The following is a 21,859-nucleotide window of genomic DNA, read 5'->3' as shown; positions in this document are numbered from 1 at the left end:
TCAAACCTTCCAGGGTTTTTGAAACACGCCGGCGTGTGGCCAGGCGAAGCAATGCGGCAAACTTATGCGCGTGCTAGTAGTAGTCGCGATAGCGACAGCAGGGAAGGGGAATGAAGTTTGAGGGAGGACATGCACTTAATGTAAGGGAGGTTGGGGCGGCCTGTCAAGCGTTTACTGGTGACACCTTGCTTCAGGCGTAACGTACGTGGGCGGCCAGCGCGGGGAACTCGGCGGCCAGGCGCGCCAGGCTGCGCCGCAGCACGGCGGCCTCGCGCGGCAGGCGCGCTTCCAGTGCCTGCCAGCCGGCGAAGTCCAGCTGTTGCGGCATGTCCACCAGGCCCGTGACGGCATCCCAGAAGGCGTCCCAGTTCATGCCGTAGATGGCGGGAAATCCCAGCGCGGCGGCCAGGGCCGCATGCAACTGGCGCGGCGAGTGGATCTCGCTCAAGTCGATGCGGACATGGGCCGGCCTGCTCATAATATCCCCTTGAGCAAGTTCTGCAGGTTTTGCCGCATGCCGCCCACCACCGTCTCGTGGCGCTCCAGGATGGCAGGCGCATCCTGGAACGCTGCCGGGTCGAGGTACAGGCGCGGCAAGTCCGCCACCGCCACGCCGCGTGGGCCGCCGCGCAGGATCTCGCCGGCATGCTTGCCGATGGAGTTCACCGCCGCCTGCATGCGCGGCGTGGCGGACGCGGCCAGGCAGGCTGCCAGTGCCGCGTCGAGTTCCGCGCGCGCGGGCGCCTGCGCCAGCACGGGAGCGGCGATCTGTTCCAGCGGCGACATGTTGACCGCTGGCTTGCGATACGCGAGCAGGGCGTCGAGCGCCATCAGCCGGTGCGCGCCGCCTTGTCCGAGCCAGCCGGCGATGCGGGGCCAGGGCGTGTCCAGCAGGGCCGCCGCCACGCCCCATTGCCCTGCCACCGGCGAGCCGACATTGGCGTCGATCCAGCCGATGGCGGCATGGTTGCCCGTGTAGGCCAGCAAGATGGCGTTCGCGGAGCGCAGTGCGGGCGCCTGCGTGGCGAGGATGGCGGTCAGCCAGGCGAGGGCGCCGTCGGCCGGACAGGCGGATAACTGTTGCGCAAACGGTGCGTGCAGGGCGCGGCTGTCGGCAAATTGATGTTCTGTCATATCGGGAGCAGGTAAAAAAATCAGGCGCCAGTCTAGCAGCAGTTTGGTGGCAACCGCGGTGCGCACAAACATTGTCATTTATAAACATTTAAGACAGGCTTCAGTGCCGGCGGCCCCGCTTGCGCTACAATCGGCTCTCCTTTATTGCCACTGCCGCGTGCGGTTCCCCCTCGCCACCATGTTTCCTAAACGCCTGACCCTGCTTGCCCTGGCCGCCTTTGCGCTGGCCGGCTGCGATACCACCACCCCGAAACCCGTACAAGTCTTGACGCCGCGCGAGCCCATCGTCGTGCCGCCGCGCAAGATCAAGATCGGCCTGGCGCTGGGCGGCGGCGCGGCGCGCGGTTTCGCGCATATCGGCGTGATCAAGGCGCTCGAATCGCAGGGCATCGTCGCCGACCTCGTCACGGGTACCAGCGCCGGCAGCGTGGTGGGCGCCTTGTATGCGGCGGGCAACTCCGGTTTTGCCTTGCAAAAGATGGCGTTCGACATGGACGAGGCGGCCATTTCCGACTGGGCCTTGCCCCTGTTCGGCAAGTCGTCCGGCGTGCTCAAGGGCGAAGCGCTGCAAAGCTATGTCAACAAGGCAGTCAACAACGTGCCGCTGGAAAAGCTGAAGATACCGTTTGGCGTGGTGGCCACGGACTTGAAGAATGGCCAGCCGATCCTGTTCCAGCGCGGCAATACCGGCATGGCCGTGCGCGCCTCGTCGGCCGTGCCGGGCGTATTCCAGCCCGTGACGATTTCCGGCCATACCTATGTCGACGGCGGCCTGGTGGCGCCCGTGCCCGTGCGCTTCGCGCGCGACATGGGCGCCGATTTCATCATCGCCGTGAATATTTCGTCGCAAACGGATACGCAAAAGGCCATCAGCTCGATGGAAGTGCTGATGCAAACCTTCGCCATCATGGGCCAGCGCATCAATCAGTTCGAGCTGAAGGATGCGGACGTGGTGATCCAGCCCAGCCTGGGCACCATGAAGGGCAACGATTTCAACAGCCGCAACCAGGCCATCCTGGCCGGCGAGCAGGCGACCTTTGCCGTCATGGCGCAGCTCAAGCAAAAACTGAAAGCCAAGCGCGAGCAGTAAGGGCGGTGACGCCGTGCATTTCGTATACAATTTTGATTCAACATAACAAGGAAGCATCATGCAATCGAAACCGATTTTGACCCTGGATGACGTGAAGAAAATCGCCGCCGCCGCCGAAGCGGAAGCGGTCAAGAATAACTGGGCGGTCGTGATCGCCATCGTCGACGACGGCGGTCACCTGCTGTGGCTGCAGCGCATGGACGGCGTGGCGCCGATCTCGTCGCACATCGCCCCGTCGAAAGCCAAGACGGCCGCCCTGGGCCGCCGCGAATCGCGCATCTATGAAGAGATGATCAATGGCGGCCGCGTCTCGTTCCTGAGCGCGCCGGAAATCGACGGCTTGCTCGAAGGCGGCGTGCCCATCGTGTTTGACGGTCACTATGTGGGCGCCGTCGGCGTCTCTGGCGTCAAATCGGCGGAAGACGCGCAAATCGCCAAAGCAGGTATCGCCGCACTGGTGTGATGGACACGTGGCCAAACCTGCTGCGCGGCGCGCTTTGCGGCCGGCGATGCTCGCCGTACTTTAGTACGCTTGCGCTTCTCGGCCACAAATCATCTCCGCGCGCTACGGTTTTGCCAGGTGCCGTGAAGCTGGCAACAGGCTAAGCGGAAGATAAGTAGTAGCCGCTATGGCGGATTGGGAAGAATGAACGAGCCGCTCCGCACACGCCGGGCGGCTTTTTTCATGGGGCGGGGGTTTTTGTTGCTGCGCAAAAAAATGCCGTGCTTTCTGAATTTTCTTCCTTGTGGAAAAGCTTCCTTTTGGTTATAATTCAAAGGTTTAGCCAATCACACATATACCGTAGCGACTACCCATCCCCTCATTCAAAATGACCGTTGAAACACCCTGAGTGCATGCAGCTCGGGTATCTAGGCGGTCGGTCTGACGTGGCGCAGCTACGGTAACTTTATCAGGAGTTGCCCTTGCCGCCATTTTTTTCTGGCCCTGCCGTTCCAGCCATATTAGCGCTTGCTGATGGAACGATTTTCAAAGGTTTTTCGATCGGTGCCGCCGGTCATACCACGGGCGAGGTTGTTTTCAATACCTCGATGACCGGGTATCAGGAAATCCTTACCGACCCAAGCTATTGCCGCCAGATGGTCACCCTGACCTATCCCCATATCGGCAATACGGGCGTCAATCCGGAAGATGTCGAATCTTCCAAGGTTCACGCCGCTGGCCTCATCATCCGCGATCTGCCTTTGCTGGCATCCAATTTCCGTTCCACCCTTTCCCTGTCCGACTACCTGAAAGCTGAAAATATCGTCGCCATCGCCGGCATCGATACACGCAAGCTCACGCGCATCCTGCGTGAAAAAGGTGCGCAGGGCGGCGCCATCCTCGTCGGCACGCAAGGCAATGAGCCATCGGCCGCGCAAGCGCTGGAACTGGCCCGTTCCTTCCCCGGCCTGGCCGGCATGGACCTGGCCAAGGTCGTATCGAGCAAGGCAGCCTACGAATACCGCGAAACGGAATGGACCCTGGGCGAAGGCTATGGCCAGCTGGCCGACGCCGACGCGAAATACCACGTCGTCGCCTTCGACTACGGCGTCAAGCGCAACATCCTGCGCATGCTGACGGCGCGTGGCTGCAAGGTCACCGTGCTGCCGGCGCAAGCCTCCGCCGCCGACGCCCTGGCGCTGAACCCGGACGGCATCTTCCTGTCGAACGGTCCCGGCGATCCGGAACCATGCGACTACGCCATCGCGGCGACGAAAGAGCTGATCGAGAAGGGCATCCCGACCTTCGGCATCTGCCTCGGCCACCAGATCATGGCCCTGGCTTCCGGCGCGAAAACGCTGAAGATGAAGTTCGGCCACCACGGCGCCAACCACCCGGTGCAGGACCTGGAAACGAAACAGGTCTTGATTACCTCGCAAAACCACGGTTTCGCCGTCGACGCGGCAACCTTGCCCGCGAACTGCCGCGTGACCCATGAATCGCTGTTCGACGGCTCCCTGCAGGGCTTTGCCCGCACGGACAAGCCGGCCTTCTGCTTCCAGGGCCACCCTGAAGCGTCGCCGGGCCCGATGGATGTTGCTTACCTGTTTGACCGCTTCATCAACCTGATGGCTGCGGAGGAGAAAAAGAAAAATGCCTAAACGTTTAGATATTAAAAGTATTCTGATTATTGGCGCTGGCCCGATCGTGATCGGCCAGGCCTGCGAATTCGACTATTCCGGCGCGCAAGCGTGCAAGGCCCTGCGCGAAGAGGGCTATAAGGTCATCCTGGTCAACAGCAATCCTGCGACCATCATGACGGATCCGGAAATGGCCGATGTGACGTACATCGAACCGATCACCTGGTCGGTCGTCGAACGCATCATCGCCAAGGAGCGTCCTGACGCCATCCTGCCGACGATGGGCGGCCAGACGGCGCTGAACTGCGCGCTGGACCTGTTCAACAATGGCGTGCTGGCAAAATACAACGTTGAGCTGATCGGCGCGTCGCCGGAAGCCATCGACAAGGCCGAAGACCGTTCCAAGTTCAAGGACGCGATGACCAAGATCGGCCTCGGTTCGGCCCGTTCCGGCGTGGCGCACTCGATGGAAGAATCGTGGGCCGTGCAGCGCACGCTGGGCTTCCCGACCATCATCCGTCCATCGTTCACCATGGGCGGCTCCGGCGGCGGCATCGCCTACAACGAAGAAGAATTCGAAACCATCTGCAAGCGCGGCCTGGAAGCATCGCCGACGAAAGAGCTGCTGATCGAAGAGTCGTTGCTGGGCTGGAAAGAGTACGAGATGGAAGTGGTGCGCGACAAGGCGGACAACTGCATCATCATCTGCTCGATCGAAAACCTCGACCCGATGGGCGTGCACACGGGCGACTCCATCACGGTTGCGCCAGCGCAAACCCTGACGGACAAGGAATACCAGATCATGCGCAATGCCAGTCTGGCAGTGCTGCGCGAGATCGGCGTCGACACCGGTGGCTCGAACGTGCAATTTTCGATCAACCCCGTCGATGGCCGCATGATCGTCATCGAGATGAACCCGCGCGTGTCGCGTTCGTCGGCCCTGGCATCGAAAGCGACGGGTTTCCCGATCGCCAAGATCGCCGCCAAGCTGGCCGTCGGTTTCACCCTGGACGAGCTGCGCAATGAAATCACGGGCGGCGCCACGCCGGCATCGTTCGAACCGTCGATCGATTACGTCGTCACGAAGATCCCCCGTTTCACGTTCGAGAAATTCCCGACCGCCGACCACCACCTGACGACGCAGATGAAATCCGTCGGCGAAGTGATGGCGATCGGCCGCACCTTCCAGGAATCGTTCCAGAAAGCCTTGCGCGGCCTGGAAGTGGGCGTGGACGGCATGAACGAAAAGACCAAGGACCGCGAAAAGATCGAAGAGGAACTGGGCGAGCCTGGTCCCGAGCGCATCTGGTACGTGGGCGATGCATTTGCCCAGGGCTTCACCCTGGAAGAAGTGCACCAGCTGACCAAGATCGACCCATGGTTCCTGATCCAGATCAAGGAAATCGTCGACCTGGAACTGTGGCTCGACACGCAGAAGCTGGAAAACCTCGACAAGAACACCCTGTACAAGCTGAAGCAAAAGGGTTTCTCGGACCGTCGCCTGGGCTTTTTGCTGCAGACGACGGACACGGCCGTGCGCCAGCAGCGCCATGCGCTGAACATCCGTCCCGTCTACAAGCGCGTCGATACCTGTGCGGCCGAATTCTCGACCGACACGGCGTACATGTATTCCACCTACGACGAAGAGTGCGAATCGAATCCGACCGACAAGAAAAAGATCATGGTGCTGGGCGGTGGCCCGAACCGTATCGGCCAGGGTATCGAGTTTGACTATTGCTGCGTCCACGCGGCCCTCGCCATGCGCGAAGACGGCTACGAAACCATCATGGTCAATTGCAACCCAGAAACGGTTTCGACCGACTACGACACCTCGGACCGCCTGTACTTCGAGTCGCTGACCCTGGAAGACGTGCTGGAAATCGTCGCCATCGAAAAACCGGTGGGCGTGATCGTGCAGTACGGTGGCCAGACGCCATTGAAACTGGCGCTGGACCTGGAAGCGAATGGCGTACCCATCATCGGCACCTCGCCCGACATGATCGACGCCGCCGAAGACCGCGAGCGCTTCCAGCAAATGCTGCACACCCTGGAGCTGCGCCAGCCGCCTAACCGCACGGCGCGCACGGAAGCCGACGCCCTGGCGCTGGCGCAGGAAATCGGCTACCCGCTGGTCGTGCGTCCTTCGTACGTGCTCGGTGGCCGCGCCATGGAAATCGTCCACGAGCAACGCGACCTCGAGCGCTACATGCGCGAAGCCGTCAAGGTCTCGCACGATTCGCCCGTGTTGCTGGACCGCTTCCTGAACGACGCCATCGAGTGCGACGTCGATTGCATCTCCGACGGCGAAACCACCTTCATCGGCGGCGTGATGGAACACATCGAACAGGCTGGCGTCCACTCGGGCGACTCGGCTTGCTCCTTGCCGCCGTATTCGCTGGCACCGGAAACCATTGAAGAACTGAAACGCCAGACGGCGCTGATGGCCAAGGGCCTGAACGTGGTCGGCCTGATGAACGTGCAGTTCGCGATCCAGAAGCAAGAGATCGACGGCCAGATGAAAGACGTCGTCTTCGTGCTGGAAGTCAATCCGCGCGCTTCGCGCACCGTGCCTTTCGTCTCGAAAGCCACGGGCCTGCAACTGGCGAAGATCGCCGCGCGCTGCATGGTCGGCCAGTCGCTGGCCTCGCAAGGCATCACGCAGGAAGTCGTGCCGCCATACTTCAGCGTCAAGGAAGCCGTGTTCCCGTTCGTCAAGTTCCCTGGCGTGGACACCATCCTGGGCCCTGAAATGAAATCGACGGGCGAAGTCATGGGTGTTGGCCTGACGTTCGGCGAAGCGTTTGTGAAATCGCAACTGGGCGCCGGCGTGAACCTGCCAAAATCGGGCAAGGTCTTCATCAGCGTGAAAGCGTCGGACAAGCCGCGCGCCGTGCAAGTGGCGCGCGACCTGGTCGACTCCGGTTTCACCGTCGTCGCCACCAAGGGCACGGCCGCCGTGATCGCTGCTGCCGGCATCGCCGTCACGCCAGTGAACAAGGTGATCGAAGGCCGTCCGCACGTGGTCGACATGATCAAGAACCATGAAATCGTGCTGGTGATCAACACCGTGGAAGAAAAACGCAGCGCCATCGTCGATTCGCGGGCCATCCGCACGTCGGCCCTGGCCTCGCGCGTGACGACCTACACGACCATCGCCGGCGCGGAAGCGGCCGTCGAAGGCATCCGTCACCTCGATGAGTTGCGCGTGTACGATCTGCAAGGTCTGCACAAGACCCTGCAACAAGCTTAGTAGTCCGCGTGTTATTTGCAGTGGCCGCCGTTAGGCGGTACACTGCATGCTTATCAACCACAGAGTTCCGTGCAGAGCAGCGCGCGGCCTCTGTGGTTTTCACTTGGTAAGTCCGTTAACCTTGATAAAACACTGGCAACGGCGCCGATAACTAGCAGATAGTAGAGATAACATGACCTCAGTCCCATTGACCAAATACGGCGCAGAACTCTTGAAAGAAGAGCTGCATCATTTGAAGACCAAGGAACGCCGCATCGTCATCGATGCGATCGCCGAAGCGCGTTCGCACGGCGACCTGTCGGAAAACGCCGAGTACGACGCCGCCAAGGAGCGCCAGGCGTTCGTGGAAGGCCGCATCGCCGAACTCGAAGGCAAGCTGGGCGCAGCGCAAATCATCGACCCGACCGCGCTCGACGCGGAAGGCCGCGTGGTGTTTGCCTCGACCGTGAACCTGGAAGACCTGGAATCGGGCCAGAAAGTCACGTACCAGATCGTCGGCCTCGATGAAGCCGACCTGAAGATGAACAAAGTCTCCGTCACGTCGCCGATCGCCCGCGCGCTGATCGGCAAGTATGCCGGCGACGTGGTGGAAGTGCAGGCGCCGTCCGGCCCGCGCGAATACGAAATCCTGGAAGTACTGTACATCTGATGCTGAGCCGCCTGCGCTTCCTCGTCGCCACCCTGTGGGCCGGCAGCCTGTGGACCATCGGCTTCATCGTGGCGCCGACCTTGTTCGCGACCTTGAGCGACCGCGTGCTGGCAGGCAATATCGCCGGCAGCATGTTTCGCGCCGAGGCGTGGCTGTCCATCGCCTGTGCCCTGGTGCTGCTGGCCTTGCTGCAATGGGGGGCTGGCGCCGTGGCGCTGAAGCGCCGGCGCCTCCTGGGCGCGCTGGTGCTGTCCATGCTCGTGTGCGCGCTGGTCAGCCATTTCGGCATTTCGCCCCTGATGGCCGAGCTGAAGGCGCAAGCGCCGGCCGGCGTGATGGACGAGGCCATGCGCAGCCGTTTCGGCATGCTGCATGGCGTGTCGACCGTGATCTTTGCCGTGCAGAGCTTGCTGGCGGGCGTCTTGATCTGGAAACAGCAGTAAGCGTTGGCCGTGTTGTCGGATTACGCGTGGCCTGCGGCCCCACCCATCCGACCTGCGGTGCTGCTGGCAGGTCGGATGAGCGCACAGCGCGTAATCCGACAATACCGTAATGGCAATAAAAAAGCGGAGCAGGGAAGATCCCGTGCTCCGCTTCTTGTTTCAACAGCCTTGCGGCTGCCGAGAGAGGCTTACTTGCTGCCCAGTGCGCTTTTCTTGGCGCTCTTCTGACGTGGCTTGGCACGCTTGATGGAACCGCCTTCGGTGACGCGCTCATTGCCTTTGATCATGACTTTCGTCACGCTCGGGCGCTTGGTGCCGCTGGCGCTGGCCTTGACGATGGTCACTTCGCGCATGCCTTTGCCGGCGCTGACCTTCTCCTTAACCACTTCTTTTTTCGGACGGTAAATTACCAGCAGTTTGCCAATATGTTGTACCGGGGCGGCGCCGAGATTGCCGCAAATCGTATCGTACATTCCGACGCGGGCTTCGCGGTCGTCGCCGAACACGCGGACTTTAATCAGGCCGTGCGAATCCAGGCCAAGGTCGATCTCTTTGAGGACAGCAGGTGTCAAGCCCGCTTCGCCAATGATGACGATAGGCTTCAGCGCGTGTGCTTCGGCGCGCAGTGCGCTGCGCTCTACGGGTGTAAGTTTTAGCATAATAATATTTAGTAATTCCCTTAAAAGCAGTATTCTACGCGAATGGCAAAGAAGAAATTAAACAAAAACTGGTTGCACGACCACATAAATGATCCTTATGTGAAGTTGGCGCAAAAAGAGGGCTACCGTGCCCGGGCAGCATACAAGCTCAAAGAAATCGATGAAGACGAGAAACTGATCAAACCTGGCCAGGTAATTGTCGACCTGGGCTGCACTCCTGGCAGCTGGGCCCAGTACACGCGGCGCAAGCTGGCCGGCAAGGACGGCGGCGGGGTCAATGGTACCCTGATTGGCCTGGACATGCTGGAAATGGAGCCGATTGCCGATTTCCACTTCATCCAGGGCGACTTCCGCGAAGCGCGCGTGCTGCGCCAGCTGGAAGTGGTATTGCAGGGACGCAAGGTGGACCTGGTGCTGTCCGATATGGCGCCCAACCTGTCGGGCATCGCCACGGCGGACGCCGCGCGCATGGAACATCTGATCGACCTGGCCATCGAATTTTCGCAATTGCATTTGAAGCCGTCCGGCGTGCTGCTGGTGAAATGCTTTAAAGACATGGGTTTCAGCCAGATCGTGGAGAAATTCCGTGCCGAATTCAAGGTCGTGGTACAGAAAAAGCCCAAGGCCAGCCGCGATAAATCGTCGGAAATCTTCCTGATGGGGCGTGGGATCAAGAATCCGCTGAAAAATGCCGTTGAAGAAGATGATTCCGCTCTTGATATTTAAGGCGTGATCCGCACATGGGAACGAGAAGTGCGGTAGTGGGCAGTGGTATAAAAGCCTAAATTGTTTATACTGCATTTTTTTGCGTGAACGCGATTTTTTTTCGCGCGCACGGATCGGCGGGCTTTGGCACGGCCCGCTTATTGCGAGTAAAATCGTGTTTCTAGCTATAGGTAAAGAGATGCGCACTGCATCCAAGGAGTCTTCGTGAATAACATGTTTTCCAAATCTGCCATCTGGGTAGTCGTATTGCTGCTGTTGTTCATGCTGTTCAAGCAATTCGACAGTCATGGCGCCACAGGCGGCAGCAAGGCCATCGCTTATTCCGATTTGCTGGATGAAGTCAAAGCCAAGCGCGTCAAGGATGTCGTGATCGAAGGTTCGTCGATCACCGCCAAGCTGATGGACGACACCAAGGTGCGTACCACCGCCACCAGCCTCGACAAGGGCCTGATCGGCGACTTGCGCGACAATGGCGTGCATTTCGACGTGCGTCCGCCTGAGGAAGCGTCGTTCCTGCAACAAATTTTCGTTTCCTGGTTCCCCATGCTGCTGTTGATCGGCGTCTGGGTATTCTTCATGCGTCAGATGCAAGGCGGCGGCAAGGGCGGGGCATTCTCGTTCGGCAAGTCGAAGGCGCGCATGATGGATGAAGCCAGCAACACCGTCACCTTCGCCGACGTCGCCGGTTGCGACGAAGCGAAAGAAGAAGTCAACGAAGTGGTCGACTTCCTCAAGGATCCAAGCAAATTCCAGAAACTGGGCGGCCGCATCCCACGCGGCGTGCTGATGGTCGGTCCTCCGGGCACGGGTAAAACCCTGCTGGCGCGCGCCATCGCCGGCGAAGCCAAGGTGCCGTTCTTCTCGATTTCCGGTTCCGACTTCGTGGAAATGTTCGTCGGCGTGGGCGCGTCCCGCGTGCGCGACATGTTTGAAAACGCCAAGAAACACTCGCCGTGCATCATCTTCATCGACGAGATCGACGCTGTCGGCCGTCACCGTGGCGCCGGCATGGGCGGCGGCAATGACGAGCGCGAACAGACCTTGAACCAGTTGCTGGTCGAGATGGACGGTTTTGAAGCGAACTCCGGCGTGATCGTCGTGGCCGCCACCAACCGCGCCGATGTGCTCGATAAAGCGCTGCTGCGTCCAGGCCGTTTCGACCGCCAGGTCTCCGTCGGCTTGCCCGATATCCGCGGCCGCGAACAGATCTTGAACGTGCACATGCGTAAAGTGCCTATCGGCACCGACGTGAAAGCCGATATCCTGGCCCGCGGCACCCCTGGTTTCTCGGGCGCCGACCTGGCCAACCTGGTCAACGAGGCAGCCCTGTTTGCCGCCCGCCGCAGCAAGCGCCTGGTGGAAATGGCTGATTTCGAAGATGCGAAAGACAAGATCTACATGGGTCCAGAGCGTAAATCGATGATCATCCGCGAGGAAGAGCGTCGCAATACGGCTTACCATGAGTCCGGTCACGCAGTCGTCGCCAAATTGCTGCCGAAAGCCGATCCCGTGCATAAAGTGACGATCATGCCGCGCGGCTGGGCCCTGGGCCTGACGTGGCAGCTGCCGGAACACGATAACCTGTCCGCTTACAAGGACAAGATGCTGGAAGAAATTTCCATCCTGTTCGGCGGCCGTATCGCCGAAGAGATTTTCGTGGGACAGATGTCCACCGGTGCATCGAACGACTTCTCGCGCGCCACCAAGCTGGCCCGTTCCATGGTGACCCGCTTCGGCATGTCCGACAGCATGGGCGTGATGGTCTACGAAGACAGCGAAAACGAAGGTTTCTTCGGCGGCGCCACCAAGACGATCTCGGAAGCGACCCAGCAAAAGGTCGATGCTGAAATCCGCAACATTCTCGACAAGCAATATGCGCTGTCGCGCAAGTTGTTGGAAGAGAACCGTGACAAGGTGGAAGTGATGACCAAGGCCTTGCTGGAATGGGAAACCATTGACGCAGAGCAAATCAACGACATCATGGCCGGCCTCGAGCCGCGTCCGCCAAAAGTCATTCCGCCACGCCGCAATGCGGGCGACAATGGCGCGGGCGGCATCTCGCCGAACGCGACGGCGCCAGCCTGATAGCTGCAGCCCCCTCACCGGTGGCATGCAATAAGAAGGGTAAGGAGCAATCCTTGCCCTTTTTCGTTGCCGCAGCAGTTTTTTCCTGATGATAAAAAAGAGTTACATGCGACACTATTTGCAATTCGGCCGTTTCGGCTTCAACCTGCAGGGCACGCAGGCGCTGGTGATGGGCATCCTGAACGTCACGCCCGATTCGTTTTCCGACGCGGGCCAGTATCAACACCTGGAATTCGCCCTGTCGCGCGCCGAGCAGATGATACTTGACGGTGCAGACATCATCGATATCGGCGGCGAATCGAGTCGTCCCGGCGCGCCGCCGCTGCCGCTGCAGGACGAGTTGCAGCGCGTCATGCCGGTGCTGTATGCCTTGCGCGACTGCGGCAAGCCGCTCTCCGTCGATACCTACAAGCCGGAAGTGATGCGCGAAGCCATCCTGGCCGGCGCCGACATGATCAACGATATCAACGGTTTTCGCGCGCCAGGCGCCATCGATGCCGTGAAGGATAGCGATTGCGCGCTGTGCATCATGCACATGCAAAGCGTGCCGGAAACCATGCAAATCCAGCCGCAGTATGAGGACGTGGTGCGCGAAGTCATCGCCTTCCTGCACGAGCGCGTCGAGACGATGACGGCGGCCGGCATCGAGCGCGAGCGCCTGTGCATCGACCCCGGCTTCGGTTTCGGCAAGACGGTGGAGCAGAACTATGCCTTGCTGCGCGCCACGCGCCAGTTGCGCAGCGAGCTGGGCTTGCCCGTGCTGGCTGGCCTGTCGCGCAAGTCGATGATAGGCGCCGTCACGGGCCGTGCCGTCGAGCAGCGCCTGGCCGGCAGCCTTGCCGGGGCGCTTGCTGCGGTAGCGCAAGGCGCAGAAATCATCCGTGTGCATGATGTGGCTGAAACCACCGATGCACTGAAGGTGTGGCGCATGGCGCACTGAACCTGTAAAATTTCATTATAAACAACAAGAAGAGAAATACTATGACGCGTAAATATTTTGGTACCGATGGCATCCGTGGCCTGGTAGGTGTTGCTCCGATCACGCCCGACTTTGTCATGCGCCTCGGTTACGCTGCCGGGACGGTGCTGGCCAAGTCGCAGGGCAGCAAGGTGCGTCCAACCGTGCTGATCGGCAAGGATACGCGTATTTCCGGCTACATGCTGGAAGCGGCGCTGGAGGCGGGCCTGTCGGCGGCCGGCGTGGATGTGATGCTGGCCGGTCCCATGCCGACCCCGGCGATTGCCTACCTGACGCGCGCGCTGCGCCTGGCGGCTGGCGTGGTCATTTCCGCTTCGCACAACCCGTATCAGGACAATGGCATCAAGTTCTTTTCCGGCCAGGGCACCAAGCTGCCCGACAGCGTGGAGCTGGAAATCGAAGCGGCGCTCGACGCCCCCATGGCTTGCGTGCCCTCGGACAAGCTGGGCCGCGCCAAGCGCCTCGACGATGCCCAGGGGCGCTACATCGAGTTTTGCAAGAGCACCTTCCCGAACGAACTGGACTTGCGCGGCTTGAAGATCGTCGTCGATTGCGCGCACGGTGCCGCCTACCATATCGCGCCGCACGTCTTCCATGAACTGGGTGCGGAAGTCATTTCCATCGGCAACAAGCCCGATGGCTTCAACATCAATGCGGGCTTTGGCGCCACGGCAACGAAAGCCATGACCGAAGCCGTCATCGAGCATGGCGCCGACCTGGGCATCGCGCTCGACGGCGACGCGGACCGCCTGATCATGTGCGACGCCACGGGCCGTTTGTATAACGGCGACGAGTTGTTGTATGTCATGGTCAAGGACCGCCTGGCGACGGGCCCCGTGGCTGGCGCCGTGGGTACGTTGATGACCAATATGGCGCTGGAAGTGCTGTTCAAGGAACAGGGCATCGGTTTTGCGCGCGCCAAGGTGGGCGACCGCTATGTGCTGGAAATCATGAAGGAAAAGGGTTGGCTGCTCGGCGGCGAAGGTTCGGGGCATCTGCTGTGCCTGGACAAGCACACGACGGGCGACGGTATCGTGTCTTCGCTGCAAGTGTTGTCCGCGCTCAAGCGCAGCGGCCAGAGCCTGCAGCAATGCCTGGCCGAACTGGTGCTGTTCCCGCAAACCCTGATCAACCTGCGCGTGGCCCCAGGCTTCGACTGGCAAAAGAACGCCGCCATGGTGGCCGAGAAGGAGCTGGTGGAAGCGGAGCTGGGCGACACGGGCCGCGTGCTGATCCGCGCTTCGGGCACGGAGCCGCTGATCCGCGTGATGGTGGAGGCCAAGGATGCGGCCAAGGCGGAGAGCATGGCGCGCCGCATCGCCGACAAGGTCGCCAGCTGAAAACGCCCGGGGCGGCGTTGCACTGCCTTGCCGTACTGGCGTACTGTCTTCGGCCGCGCGCCTCGCCCTGAACGTTCTCGGCAAGCGCCCCAAGCGGGAGCGATAGTTATTTCCATCTAATTTGTCTATGGCAATTGACGAAATTGGGTAGGGGCGTTATTATCTTGTCTTCGGAGTGTGGCGCAGCCCGGTAGCGCACCTGGTTTGGGACCAGGGGGTCCAAGGTTCGAATCCTTGTACTCCGACCAAAGTCATAAGCGGGCTGTCAGAAATGACAGCCCGTTTTCTATTCCGCGCCGCTATTTCCATTGCTGGCGCGCATGCATTAAAATACTGCACCTTTCCGCCCATCGTTCAACGGATAGGACAACGGTCTTCTAAACCGTGAATGGGGGTTCGATTCCCTCTGGGCGGACCAGTTCCATACTGGCCCTTTCTCTGCGCACCGGTTCATGGCTGCGCACACAATACCTCACTCAGTAAATACAGCAGTGGCAGCGCGCACAGCAGCGCGGAGCCCAGCGACAGCATTTTCCTGCTGGCCAGGCGCGCCAGGCGCAGCCGTTCGCGTATGGGCAAGTGCTGGCGGAGCACGCCGCGCGCGCGTGGCTGGAATGGTGGTTCGTGCATGCTTGCTCCCCTGCGAGATGGTTGATGCCATCGAGCATAGCGAGCCTGGTCTAAACACGGTGTAAAGAGTCGCGTGCGCGCCGCAAACGGGGCGTAAACAATGGGCGCGGGCGGCGCGAAGGCGGCAGCCGGCGCGAGCGCGCCGTTGCCGCGTTGCGCATACTTATTGCCCCTGGCGACGGCGCGCCAGGAAGCCCAGCAGGCCCAGACCTGCCAGCAGCATGGCATAGGTTTCCGGTTCCGGAATGGCGGAAACGTAGGCGCGGTAATTGCTCAGGTCTTTCGGCAGGCCCGCTACCGTGAAGGTGGTGCCGGCGGCGACAGGGGCGGCCCAGTGGAACACCAGTTCGCCCTGGCCGAAATGGATGGCCAGGTAGTCATAGGCGGCCGCGCTCGTATAGGAATTGACGCCGCCGCTCAGGCCCGCCGTGGTGCCGGCCGTGCAGCCCGATGTGGCATTGTCGCAATACGAAACGGCGGCGCCCAGGCTGGTGCCAAAGACGCCGTTGATATAGCCCTGGATATCGGACGGGCTTTGCGGCGTGAGATTGTCGTCATAGTATTTCACCATCAGCGCCGGCGACGGCGTGTAGGTGACGGTGCTGCCGCCGATGACGAAACCGCTGGCCGGTCCCACGTCCACCCAGGTGGCAGCCTGTGCCGCGCCAGCCAGCGCCGTCACGGCGGCCAGCATGGATGCCCGGATGGCAATGCTCTTTATGCTTTTCATGAAAATCCCCTTTTTTTGTTGCAGTTATTTCACCGTAGCCAGGCGCGCTCCTTCCTGTCGAGGAGTTCATCCTGTCGCCCGGTTGCCCTGTGCGTGAGTACGCATAAGCCAGCTTAGGTTTGATTTAAATTAATACAATTTAAATAATACTATTGGTTAAGTTGATAATATCGCGTGCGGCTATGTACGCCAGGATACGGAGGGCGCTGGGCCGGACGAGGCTGGCGTGACGGGGCGCCGCGGCGGGCGCGATGGCGTGCCGGGCGAAGGGGAGAGGAGGGATGGCGGGGGTTAATCGCTGCTGTTGCTGACGCCAAACAGGCGATCCTTGGCATTGAGCAGCTTCTGTACCTTGGCGCCCATTTTCATCAGTTGCGCCATCGATTCGGGCGACAGGCGCTGCAAGTCGTCGAACCAGGTGTTGGCCAGGTCGACCAGTTCATACATTTCGCGCATGCGCTCCTGCGCATACTGGTCCACGGGTTCCGTGGCCGGCGCCAGCAGCGATTCGCGCAGCACCGTCAGGGTGGGCGCCACTTCGCGGCGGCGGCGCTCGGCGGCCACCACGCGGAAGATTTGCCACACGTCGCCCAGCGAGGAAAAATATTCGCGCCGGTCGCCGGGAATGCGTGACTGGCGGATCAGGCCCCAGCCCTGCAATTCCTTCAGGCCGATGCTGACGTTCGAGCGCGAAAAACTCAGGTGTTCCGCGATTTCGTCCGCGTGCAAAGGATGCTCTGCGACAAACAACAAGGCGTACACTTGACCCACCGTGCGGTTAAAGCCCCAGCGGCTGCCCATCTCGCCAAAATGGCTGACGAAGGTCAGGATCAGCGGCGTCATGTGGATATTTTGAGTTTTCATAATTATCTGAATTTTTTCACGCCACACCCGCAGGGTCAATTGATATATGTCATGTTTCGCAGTATTATACAAAAAATCGAATTTACAGAAAATTCTGAAAACTCAAAAAGTATAGAGATGCCTATCACGCCACTGTCCTTGCCCCGCTTTATCCTTCCCCGTGTCGCCAGCCTGGTGCAAGGCGGCGCCGCCTTGCTGTGGTTGCCGCAATCGGCCTTGCTGGCCTGGGCCCTGCAAGCCATGCTCGACGGCGCCGGCTGGCGCGCCGCGCTGGCGCCGGCGGCCGGCGTGCTGCTGCTGGGCGTGTTGCGGGCCTGGGGCGAAGCGTGGGGCGCGCGGCGCATGTATGCGGCGGCGCGCGCACACCTGTCGGCCCTGCGCGCGCAGGTGGCGCTGGCGCTGGCGCGGCGCTCGCCGCTGGACCGCCAGCGGGCCCAGTCGGGCCAGGCGGCCAGCGTCATCGCCGAGCAGGCCGAAGCGATCGTGCCCTACCTGGTGCGCTACAAACCCGCGCGCTGGAAAGTGATGCTCGTGCCGCTCGTGATCCTGGCCGTGGTGGCGCCCCTGTCGTGGATCGCCGCGCTGATCCTCATGATCGCCGCGCCGCTGATTCCCGTCTTCATGGCCCTGGTGGGCATGGGCGCGCAGGCGGCCAGCCGCGCGCAGATGGTGGAAATGGGCGGCATGAACGCTTTCCTGCTGGACCGCCTGCGCGGCCTGGCCACCCTGCGCGCGCTCGATGCCGTCGACGCCACGGCCGAACGGCTGGAAGCATCGTCGCAATCCGTGCGCCGCCGCACGATGGTGGTGCTGCGCATCGCCTTCCTGTCGTCCGCCGTGCTGGAACTGTTTTCCGCGCTGGGCGTGGCCATGGTGGCCGCCTTCATCGGTTTTTCCCTGTTGGGCAGCATCCATTTCGGCACCTGGGGCAGGGAGCTGAGCCTGGCGCAGGGCATGTTCATCCTCTTGCTGGCGCCCGCCTTTTTCGAGCCGCTGCGCGAACTGGCCGCCGTCTGGCACGACAAGGCGGCCGGCGAGGCTGGCCTAGCCGGCTTGCATGACCTGGCCGAGGGCGGCATGCCCTTGCCCGGCGCCGACGTGGCGGTTGCCGCCGTTTCCGCCGCCGCCATGGCGGTGGCCGCGCCGCCCGCCGTGGACATCCATCAACTGCGCTTTGCCCACCCGGGCGAAGCGCCCGTGTTCGCGCAGTTCGACTTGAGCGTGCGCGCCGGCGAGCACGTGGCCCTGCTGGGTGCCAGCGGCGCCGGCAAGACCACCTTGCTGTCGCTGCTGGCCGGCCTGCTGCCCGCCAGCGGCGGCGAGATCCGCATCGGCGGCGTGCGCCTGAACGACAGCACCGTCAATACCTTGCGCCAGCGCATGGCCTGGATGGGCCAGCGTCCGCACGTGTTTGCCGCGTCCGTCAGCCAGAATGTCACGCTGGGCCGCACCGATGCCAGCGCCGTTGCGACGCAGGCAAAAGTGACGCAGGCGCTGCACCTGGCCGACCTGGCCGCCGTGGCGCAGGCGCAGCCGGCCGTCATGCTCAGCGATGGCGGCCAGGGCCTGTCGGGCGGCGAAGCCGTGCGCCTGGCGCTGGCCCGCGTGGCCTTGCATCCGCATGCGGACTTGCTGCTCGTCGATGAACCGACGGCGCACCTGGACAGCGAAACGGCGGCGCGCGTCACGGATGCCCTGCTGCTCCTGGCCAGGGGCAAGACCCTGATCGTCGCCACGCATGACCCCGTGCTGGCCAGCCGGCTGCAGCGCACGGTGCGCGTCGATGCGCCGGCCCGCTCCCTGGCGCAGAAGGCAGAGGCGCGCGCATGACAACTTCCCGCATATGGCATCCCGTCCTGCGGCAATTGCTGCTGGCCCAGCCCGGCAAGCTGATCGGGGGCGCCTTGCTGGCGGCCCTGACGGTGGTGGCCGGCATGGCGTTGCTGGGCTTGTCCGGCTGGTTCATCACGGCCACCTCGGTCGCCGGCCTGCATGCCTCGACGGCCATCGTGTTCGATGTGTTCGGCCCGTCGGCCGGCATCCGCCTGCTGGCCATCGGCCGCACGGGTTCGCGCTATGCGGAGCGTCTCGTCACGCATGACGCCACGTTCGCCGCGCTGGCCAGCATCCGCGTGCAGCTGTTTCGCGGCTGGTCGCGCCCCGAGGCGGCCAGCCGCCTGTTGCGCCAGCCCGCCAAGCTGCTGTTCCGCCTGACGGCCGATATCGACGCGCTCGAGTCGCTGTACCTGCGCCTGCTGGTACCCGCTTTCTCCGCCCTGTGCGCGGCCTTGCTGGCCGGCGTGGCGCTGGGCGTGATGCAGTGGCAACTGGGCCTCGGCCTGGCCGCCTGGCTGCTGGCCGCCGGCGGCGGCATCGGCTGGCGCGTCGTGCGCGGCGCGCGCCGTCCCGCCATCGTGCGTTCGCGCGCCATCGAAAGGCTGCGTTCGGGCGCCATCGACCTGGTGGCGGGGCAGACGGACCTGGTGATGGCGGGCCGTATCGACGCCCAGTGCCAGGCGCTGGCGCAGATCGACCGGTCGCTGGCGCAAGCCGACGTGGCCTTGCTGAAGCTGGACACGGCGGCCGGCGCCGCCTACGGCGTGGCAGGCAGCCTGACCCTGGCCGGCATGCTGTTGGCCGTGGCCGCGCTGGTGGAGCAGCAGGCGCTGAGCATGCCGGCCGCGGCGCTGGCCCTGCTGGTCGCGCTGACGGCCGTCGAGCCATTTGCCGGCCTGCGCCGCGGCGCGCTGGAAGCAGGGCGCATGCTGCTGGCCATGCGCCGCCTGGCGCCGCGCCTCGGTCATCACGCGGTGGCGGCGGCGCCTGTTGACACGGCGCCTGGCTTGCGCCTGGAACACGTCAGCGCCGCGCATGCGGGCAGCAATGTTGCCATCTTGCATGACGTATCGCTGCATATCGCGGACGGCGAACGCGTGGCCTTGATCGGCCCCAGCGGCGCCGGCAAGTCCACTTTGCTGGCCATCGCCGCGCGCGAACTGGCGCCGCTGTCGGGCAAGGTGCATGCGCCGCGCGCCTGCCTGTTCACGCAGAAGACGGAACTGTTCCAGGACAGCCTGCGCGACAACCTGCGCCTGGCCGATCCGTCCGCCAGCGACGCGCGCCTGTGGGAAGCGCTGCAGGCGGCCGGCCTGGAGGACGAGGTGCGCGCGTTTGCGGGCGGCCTCGACACCATGCTGGGGGAAGGGGGACTGGGCTTGTCCGGCGGCCAGGCGCGCCGGCTGGCCCTGGCGCGGCTGTTCCTGCACGAGTCGACCTTGTGGCTGCTGGACGAGGCCACCGAGGCCCTGAATGCGCAGACGGCGGGCGACGTCCTGCAGCGCCTGCGCGCGCGCTGCGAAGGGCGCAGCTTGCTGATCGCAACCCACTTGCGGCGCGAAGCGGCGCTGGCCGACCGTTTGATCCGCATCCGCGACGGGCGCATCGTCGAGCAGCTGCAGCGGGGCACGGACGGTTTCGCGGCGGCGTTGGCCGGCTTGCGCGGAGATTGATGCAGATGCCGGACGTAGCGGCTGACTTCATTACAACAAGCATGCCAATCGAAACAGCATCATGTTGATACCAAGTTTACAATTACAGTAGGGAAACACCAAGGAAATCATATGGACTTCGATATTGTCGCTTTATCCAGACTGCAGTTTGCACTGACAGCCCTGTACCACTTTATATTCGTTCCGCTGACGCTCGGCCTGTCAGTCATCCTCGCCATCATGGAGACCGTGTACGTGATGACGAACCGCCCCATCTGGCGCGACATGACCAAGTTCTGGGGTGTCTTGTTCGGCATCAACTTCGCCATGGGCGTGGCCACCGGCATCGTCATGGAATTTCAGTTCGGCATGAACTGGAGCTATTACAGCCATTATGTGGGCGATATCTTCGGCGCGCCGCTGGCCATCGAAGGGTTGATGGCCTTCTTCCTGGAGGCGACCTTCGTCGGCCTGTTCTTCTTCGGCTGGGACAAGCTGTCGAAGCGGGGCCACCTGATCACCACCTGGCTGGTGGCCATCGGCTCGAATTTCTCGGCCCTGTGGATTCTGATCGCCAACGGCTGGATGCAAAATCCCGTCGGCGCCGCCTTCAATCCGCAAACCATGCGCATGGAAGTGAGCGACTTCGGCGCCGTGCTGACCAATCCCGTGGCGCAGGCGAAATTCGTGCACACGGTGTCGGCCGGCTATACGGCAGCGTCGATCTTCGTGCTGGGCATTTCCGCCTGGTATCTGCTGAAGGGCCGCCACGTGCAGCTGGCCAAGCGCTCGATGACGGTGGCCGCCTCGTTCGGCCTGGCCGCCTCGCTGTCGGTGGTGGTGCTCGGTGACGAAAGCGGCTACCTGTCGTCCGAACACCAGAAGATGAAGCTGGCCGCCATCGAAGCGATGTGGACCACGGAGCCGGCCCCGGCCGCCTTCACGGCCATCGGCTTCCCCGACCAGGAAGCGCGCGAGACGCATTACGCCGTGCACATCCCGATGGTCATGGGCTTGATCGGCACGCGTTCGCTGACGACGGAAATCCCCGGCATCGAGCAGCTGGTCGACCGCGGCGAACTGCTGATACGCGACGGCATCAAGGCGTATGACGCGCTGCAAACCATCCGTGGCGTGGCCCCGGGCGGCCCGGTGCCGCAAGAGGCGAAGGACGTGTTCGAGTCGAAAGGCCAGTCCATGGGCTATGCCTTGCTGCTGAAGCGTTACGTGGACGATCCGCGCCAGGCGACGGACGCGCAGATCCGCAAGGCCGCGCTCGACACCGTGCCGCCTGTGGCGCCCCTGTTCTGGTCCTTCCGCGTGATGGTGGGCCTGGGCATGTTCTTTATCTTGTTGACTGGCACTTTCTTCGTGCTGTCGACGCGCCGCACGCTGGACAAGCACCGCTGGCTGCTGAAAGTGGCCGTGTTCGCCATCCCGCTGCCGTGGGTGGCCATTGAGGCCGGCTGGATCGTGGCCGAAGTGGGCCGCCAGCCGTGGGTCATCGAAGGCGTGCTGCCGACGGCCGTGGCGGTCTCCAACCTGGGCGCGACGACCTTGCTGCTCACGATCGCCGGCTTTGCCGCCATCTACACCGTGCTGTTGATTATCGAAATGAAGCTGTTGCTCAAGGCCATACGCAAGGGGCCGGAAGAGCATGCGCCGGCCCCCGCGCCAGCTGCCGCAGCCACTCGTACTCAACGCGCCTAA

19 protein-coding genes and 2 tRNA genes are annotated in these 21,859 nt (G+C 62.5%); 15 read left to right on the top strand and 6 right to left on the bottom strand.

Annotation, left to right across the window (positions count from 1 at the left end; all coding sequences use genetic code 11):
• Positions 1-190: 190 nt before the first annotated feature.
• Entirely contained in the window at positions 191-478 is a 288-nt protein-coding gene (locus YQ44_RS15925; RefSeq protein WP_071324220.1) for a barstar family protein, read from the bottom strand.
• Positions 475-1,134: a hypothetical protein gene (locus YQ44_RS28335; protein ID WP_156894879.1), complete on the bottom strand. Its 660-nt coding sequence runs from the start codon at positions 1,132-1,134 to the stop codon at positions 475-477. The genes YQ44_RS15925 and YQ44_RS28335 overlap by 4 nt, the downstream gene beginning before the upstream one ends.
• A gap of 178 nt (positions 1,135-1,312) precedes the next feature.
• On the opposite strand from YQ44_RS28335, the gene YQ44_RS15915 reads away from it, so the two are divergent.
• From YQ44_RS15915 to YQ44_RS15890, 6 genes are all read left to right on the top strand, one after another.
• On the top strand, positions 1,313-2,224 hold the full coding sequence (locus tag YQ44_RS15915) for a patatin-like phospholipase family protein (protein WP_071324219.1): 912 nt from the start codon (positions 1,313-1,315) through the stop codon (positions 2,222-2,224).
• 58 nt (positions 2,225-2,282) lie between these two features.
• On the top strand, positions 2,283-2,687 hold the full coding sequence (locus tag YQ44_RS15910) for a GlcG/HbpS family heme-binding protein (protein ID WP_071324218.1): 405 nt from the start codon (positions 2,283-2,285) through the stop codon (positions 2,685-2,687).
• Positions 2,688-3,148: 461 nt separating this feature from the next.
• On the top strand, positions 3,149-4,327 hold the full coding sequence (carA, locus tag YQ44_RS15905; protein WP_071324217.1) for a glutamine-hydrolyzing carbamoyl-phosphate synthase small subunit: 1,179 nt from the start codon (positions 3,149-3,151) through the stop codon (positions 4,325-4,327).
• Positions 4,320-7,556, top strand: a complete 3,237-nt coding sequence (carB, locus tag YQ44_RS15900) for a carbamoyl-phosphate synthase large subunit (RefSeq protein WP_071324216.1) — start codon at positions 4,320-4,322, stop codon at positions 7,554-7,556. Before carA ends, carB begins: the two co-directional genes overlap by 8 nt.
• Before the next feature lie 172 nt (positions 7,557-7,728).
• Positions 7,729-8,205 (top strand): transcription elongation factor GreA, encoded by a 477-nt coding sequence (gene greA / locus YQ44_RS15895; protein ID WP_034757428.1) that lies wholly within the window; start codon positions 7,729-7,731, stop codon positions 8,203-8,205.
• Positions 8,205-8,648 carry a DUF4149 domain-containing protein gene (locus YQ44_RS15890; protein ID WP_198043715.1) on the top strand — a complete coding sequence of 148 codons (444 nt, stop codon included), beginning with the start codon at positions 8,205-8,207 and terminating at the stop codon, positions 8,646-8,648. Before greA ends, YQ44_RS15890 begins: the two co-directional genes overlap by 1 nt.
• Before the next feature lie 188 nt (positions 8,649-8,836).
• On the opposite strand, the gene YQ44_RS15885 is transcribed toward YQ44_RS15890, so the two are convergent.
• The gene (locus YQ44_RS15885; RefSeq protein WP_010397237.1) at positions 8,837-9,307 is read right to left on the bottom strand and encodes a YhbY family RNA-binding protein; all 471 of its coding nucleotides are present in this window, start codon (positions 9,305-9,307) and stop codon (positions 8,837-8,839) included.
• A 42-nt stretch (positions 9,308-9,349) separates the two neighbouring features.
• Between YQ44_RS15885 and YQ44_RS15880 the strand changes: the two genes are divergently transcribed.
• The 6 genes from YQ44_RS15880 to YQ44_RS15855 all read left to right on the top strand — a co-directional run bounded on the left by YQ44_RS15880 (position 9,350) and on the right by YQ44_RS15855 (position 14,855).
• On the top strand, positions 9,350-10,033 hold the full coding sequence (locus YQ44_RS15880; RefSeq protein WP_034757436.1) for an RlmE family RNA methyltransferase: 684 nt from the start codon (positions 9,350-9,352) through the stop codon (positions 10,031-10,033).
• 204 nt (positions 10,034-10,237) lie between these two features.
• Positions 10,238-12,118, top strand: a complete 1,881-nt coding sequence (gene ftsH, locus YQ44_RS15875; RefSeq protein ID WP_071324214.1) for an ATP-dependent zinc metalloprotease FtsH — start codon at positions 10,238-10,240, stop codon at positions 12,116-12,118.
• A 106-nt stretch (positions 12,119-12,224) separates the two neighbouring features.
• The gene (gene folP, locus YQ44_RS15870; protein WP_071324213.1) at positions 12,225-13,058 is read left to right on the top strand and encodes a dihydropteroate synthase; all 834 of its coding nucleotides are present in this window, start codon (positions 12,225-12,227) and stop codon (positions 13,056-13,058) included.
• 41 nt (positions 13,059-13,099) lie between these two features.
• A complete protein-coding gene (gene glmM, locus YQ44_RS15865) occupies positions 13,100-14,437 on the top strand; it encodes a phosphoglucosamine mutase (protein ID WP_071324212.1) in 1,338 nt (445 codons plus the stop codon).
• Between the two features lie 171 nt (positions 14,438-14,608).
• Positions 14,609-14,685: transfer RNA gene (locus YQ44_RS15860), tRNA-Pro, on the top strand.
• Between the two features lie 95 nt (positions 14,686-14,780).
• Positions 14,781-14,855 (top strand) — tRNA-Arg (locus YQ44_RS15855).
• Positions 14,856-14,887: 32 nt separating this feature from the next.
• Here YQ44_RS15855 and YQ44_RS15850 read toward each other — a convergent pair.
• The 3 genes from YQ44_RS15850 to YQ44_RS15840 form a co-directional block, all read right to left on the bottom strand.
• Entirely contained in the window at positions 14,888-15,067 is a 180-nt protein-coding gene (locus tag YQ44_RS15850; protein WP_071324211.1) for a hypothetical protein, read from the bottom strand.
• A 163-nt stretch (positions 15,068-15,230) separates the two neighbouring features.
• Positions 15,231-15,797, bottom strand: coding sequence for a PEP-CTERM sorting domain-containing protein (locus tag YQ44_RS29565; RefSeq protein ID WP_232250917.1), 567 nt, complete (start codon positions 15,795-15,797; stop codon positions 15,231-15,233).
• 291 nt (positions 15,798-16,088) lie between these two features.
• Positions 16,089-16,661 carry a GbsR/MarR family transcriptional regulator gene (locus tag YQ44_RS15840; RefSeq protein WP_232250916.1) on the bottom strand — a complete coding sequence of 191 codons (573 nt, stop codon included), beginning with the start codon at positions 16,659-16,661 and terminating at the stop codon, positions 16,089-16,091.
• Between the two features lie 117 nt (positions 16,662-16,778).
• Here YQ44_RS15840 and cydD point away from each other — a divergent pair, with 117 nt between their 5' ends.
• From cydD to YQ44_RS15825, 3 genes are all read left to right on the top strand, one after another.
• Positions 16,779-18,491, top strand: coding sequence for a thiol reductant ABC exporter subunit CydD (gene cydD / locus YQ44_RS15835; protein ID WP_071324209.1), 1,713 nt, complete (start codon positions 16,779-16,781; stop codon positions 18,489-18,491).
• Entirely contained in the window at positions 18,488-20,170 is a 1,683-nt protein-coding gene (locus YQ44_RS15830; protein WP_071324208.1) for an amino acid ABC transporter ATP-binding/permease protein, read from the top strand. The genes cydD and YQ44_RS15830 overlap by 4 nt, the downstream gene beginning before the upstream one ends.
• Before the next feature lie 111 nt (positions 20,171-20,281).
• The gene (locus YQ44_RS15825; protein ID WP_071324207.1) at positions 20,282-21,859 is read left to right on the top strand and encodes a cytochrome ubiquinol oxidase subunit I; all 1,578 of its coding nucleotides are present in this window, start codon (positions 20,282-20,284) and stop codon (positions 21,857-21,859) included.

Source organism: Janthinobacterium sp. 1_2014MBL_MicDiv (assembly GCF_001865675.1).
Lineage (GTDB): Bacteria > Pseudomonadota > Gammaproteobacteria > Burkholderiales > Burkholderiaceae_D > Janthinobacterium.
The sequence above is the reverse complement of the archived record's forward strand: the minus strand, read 5'-3'. Positions and strand labels throughout refer to the sequence as shown.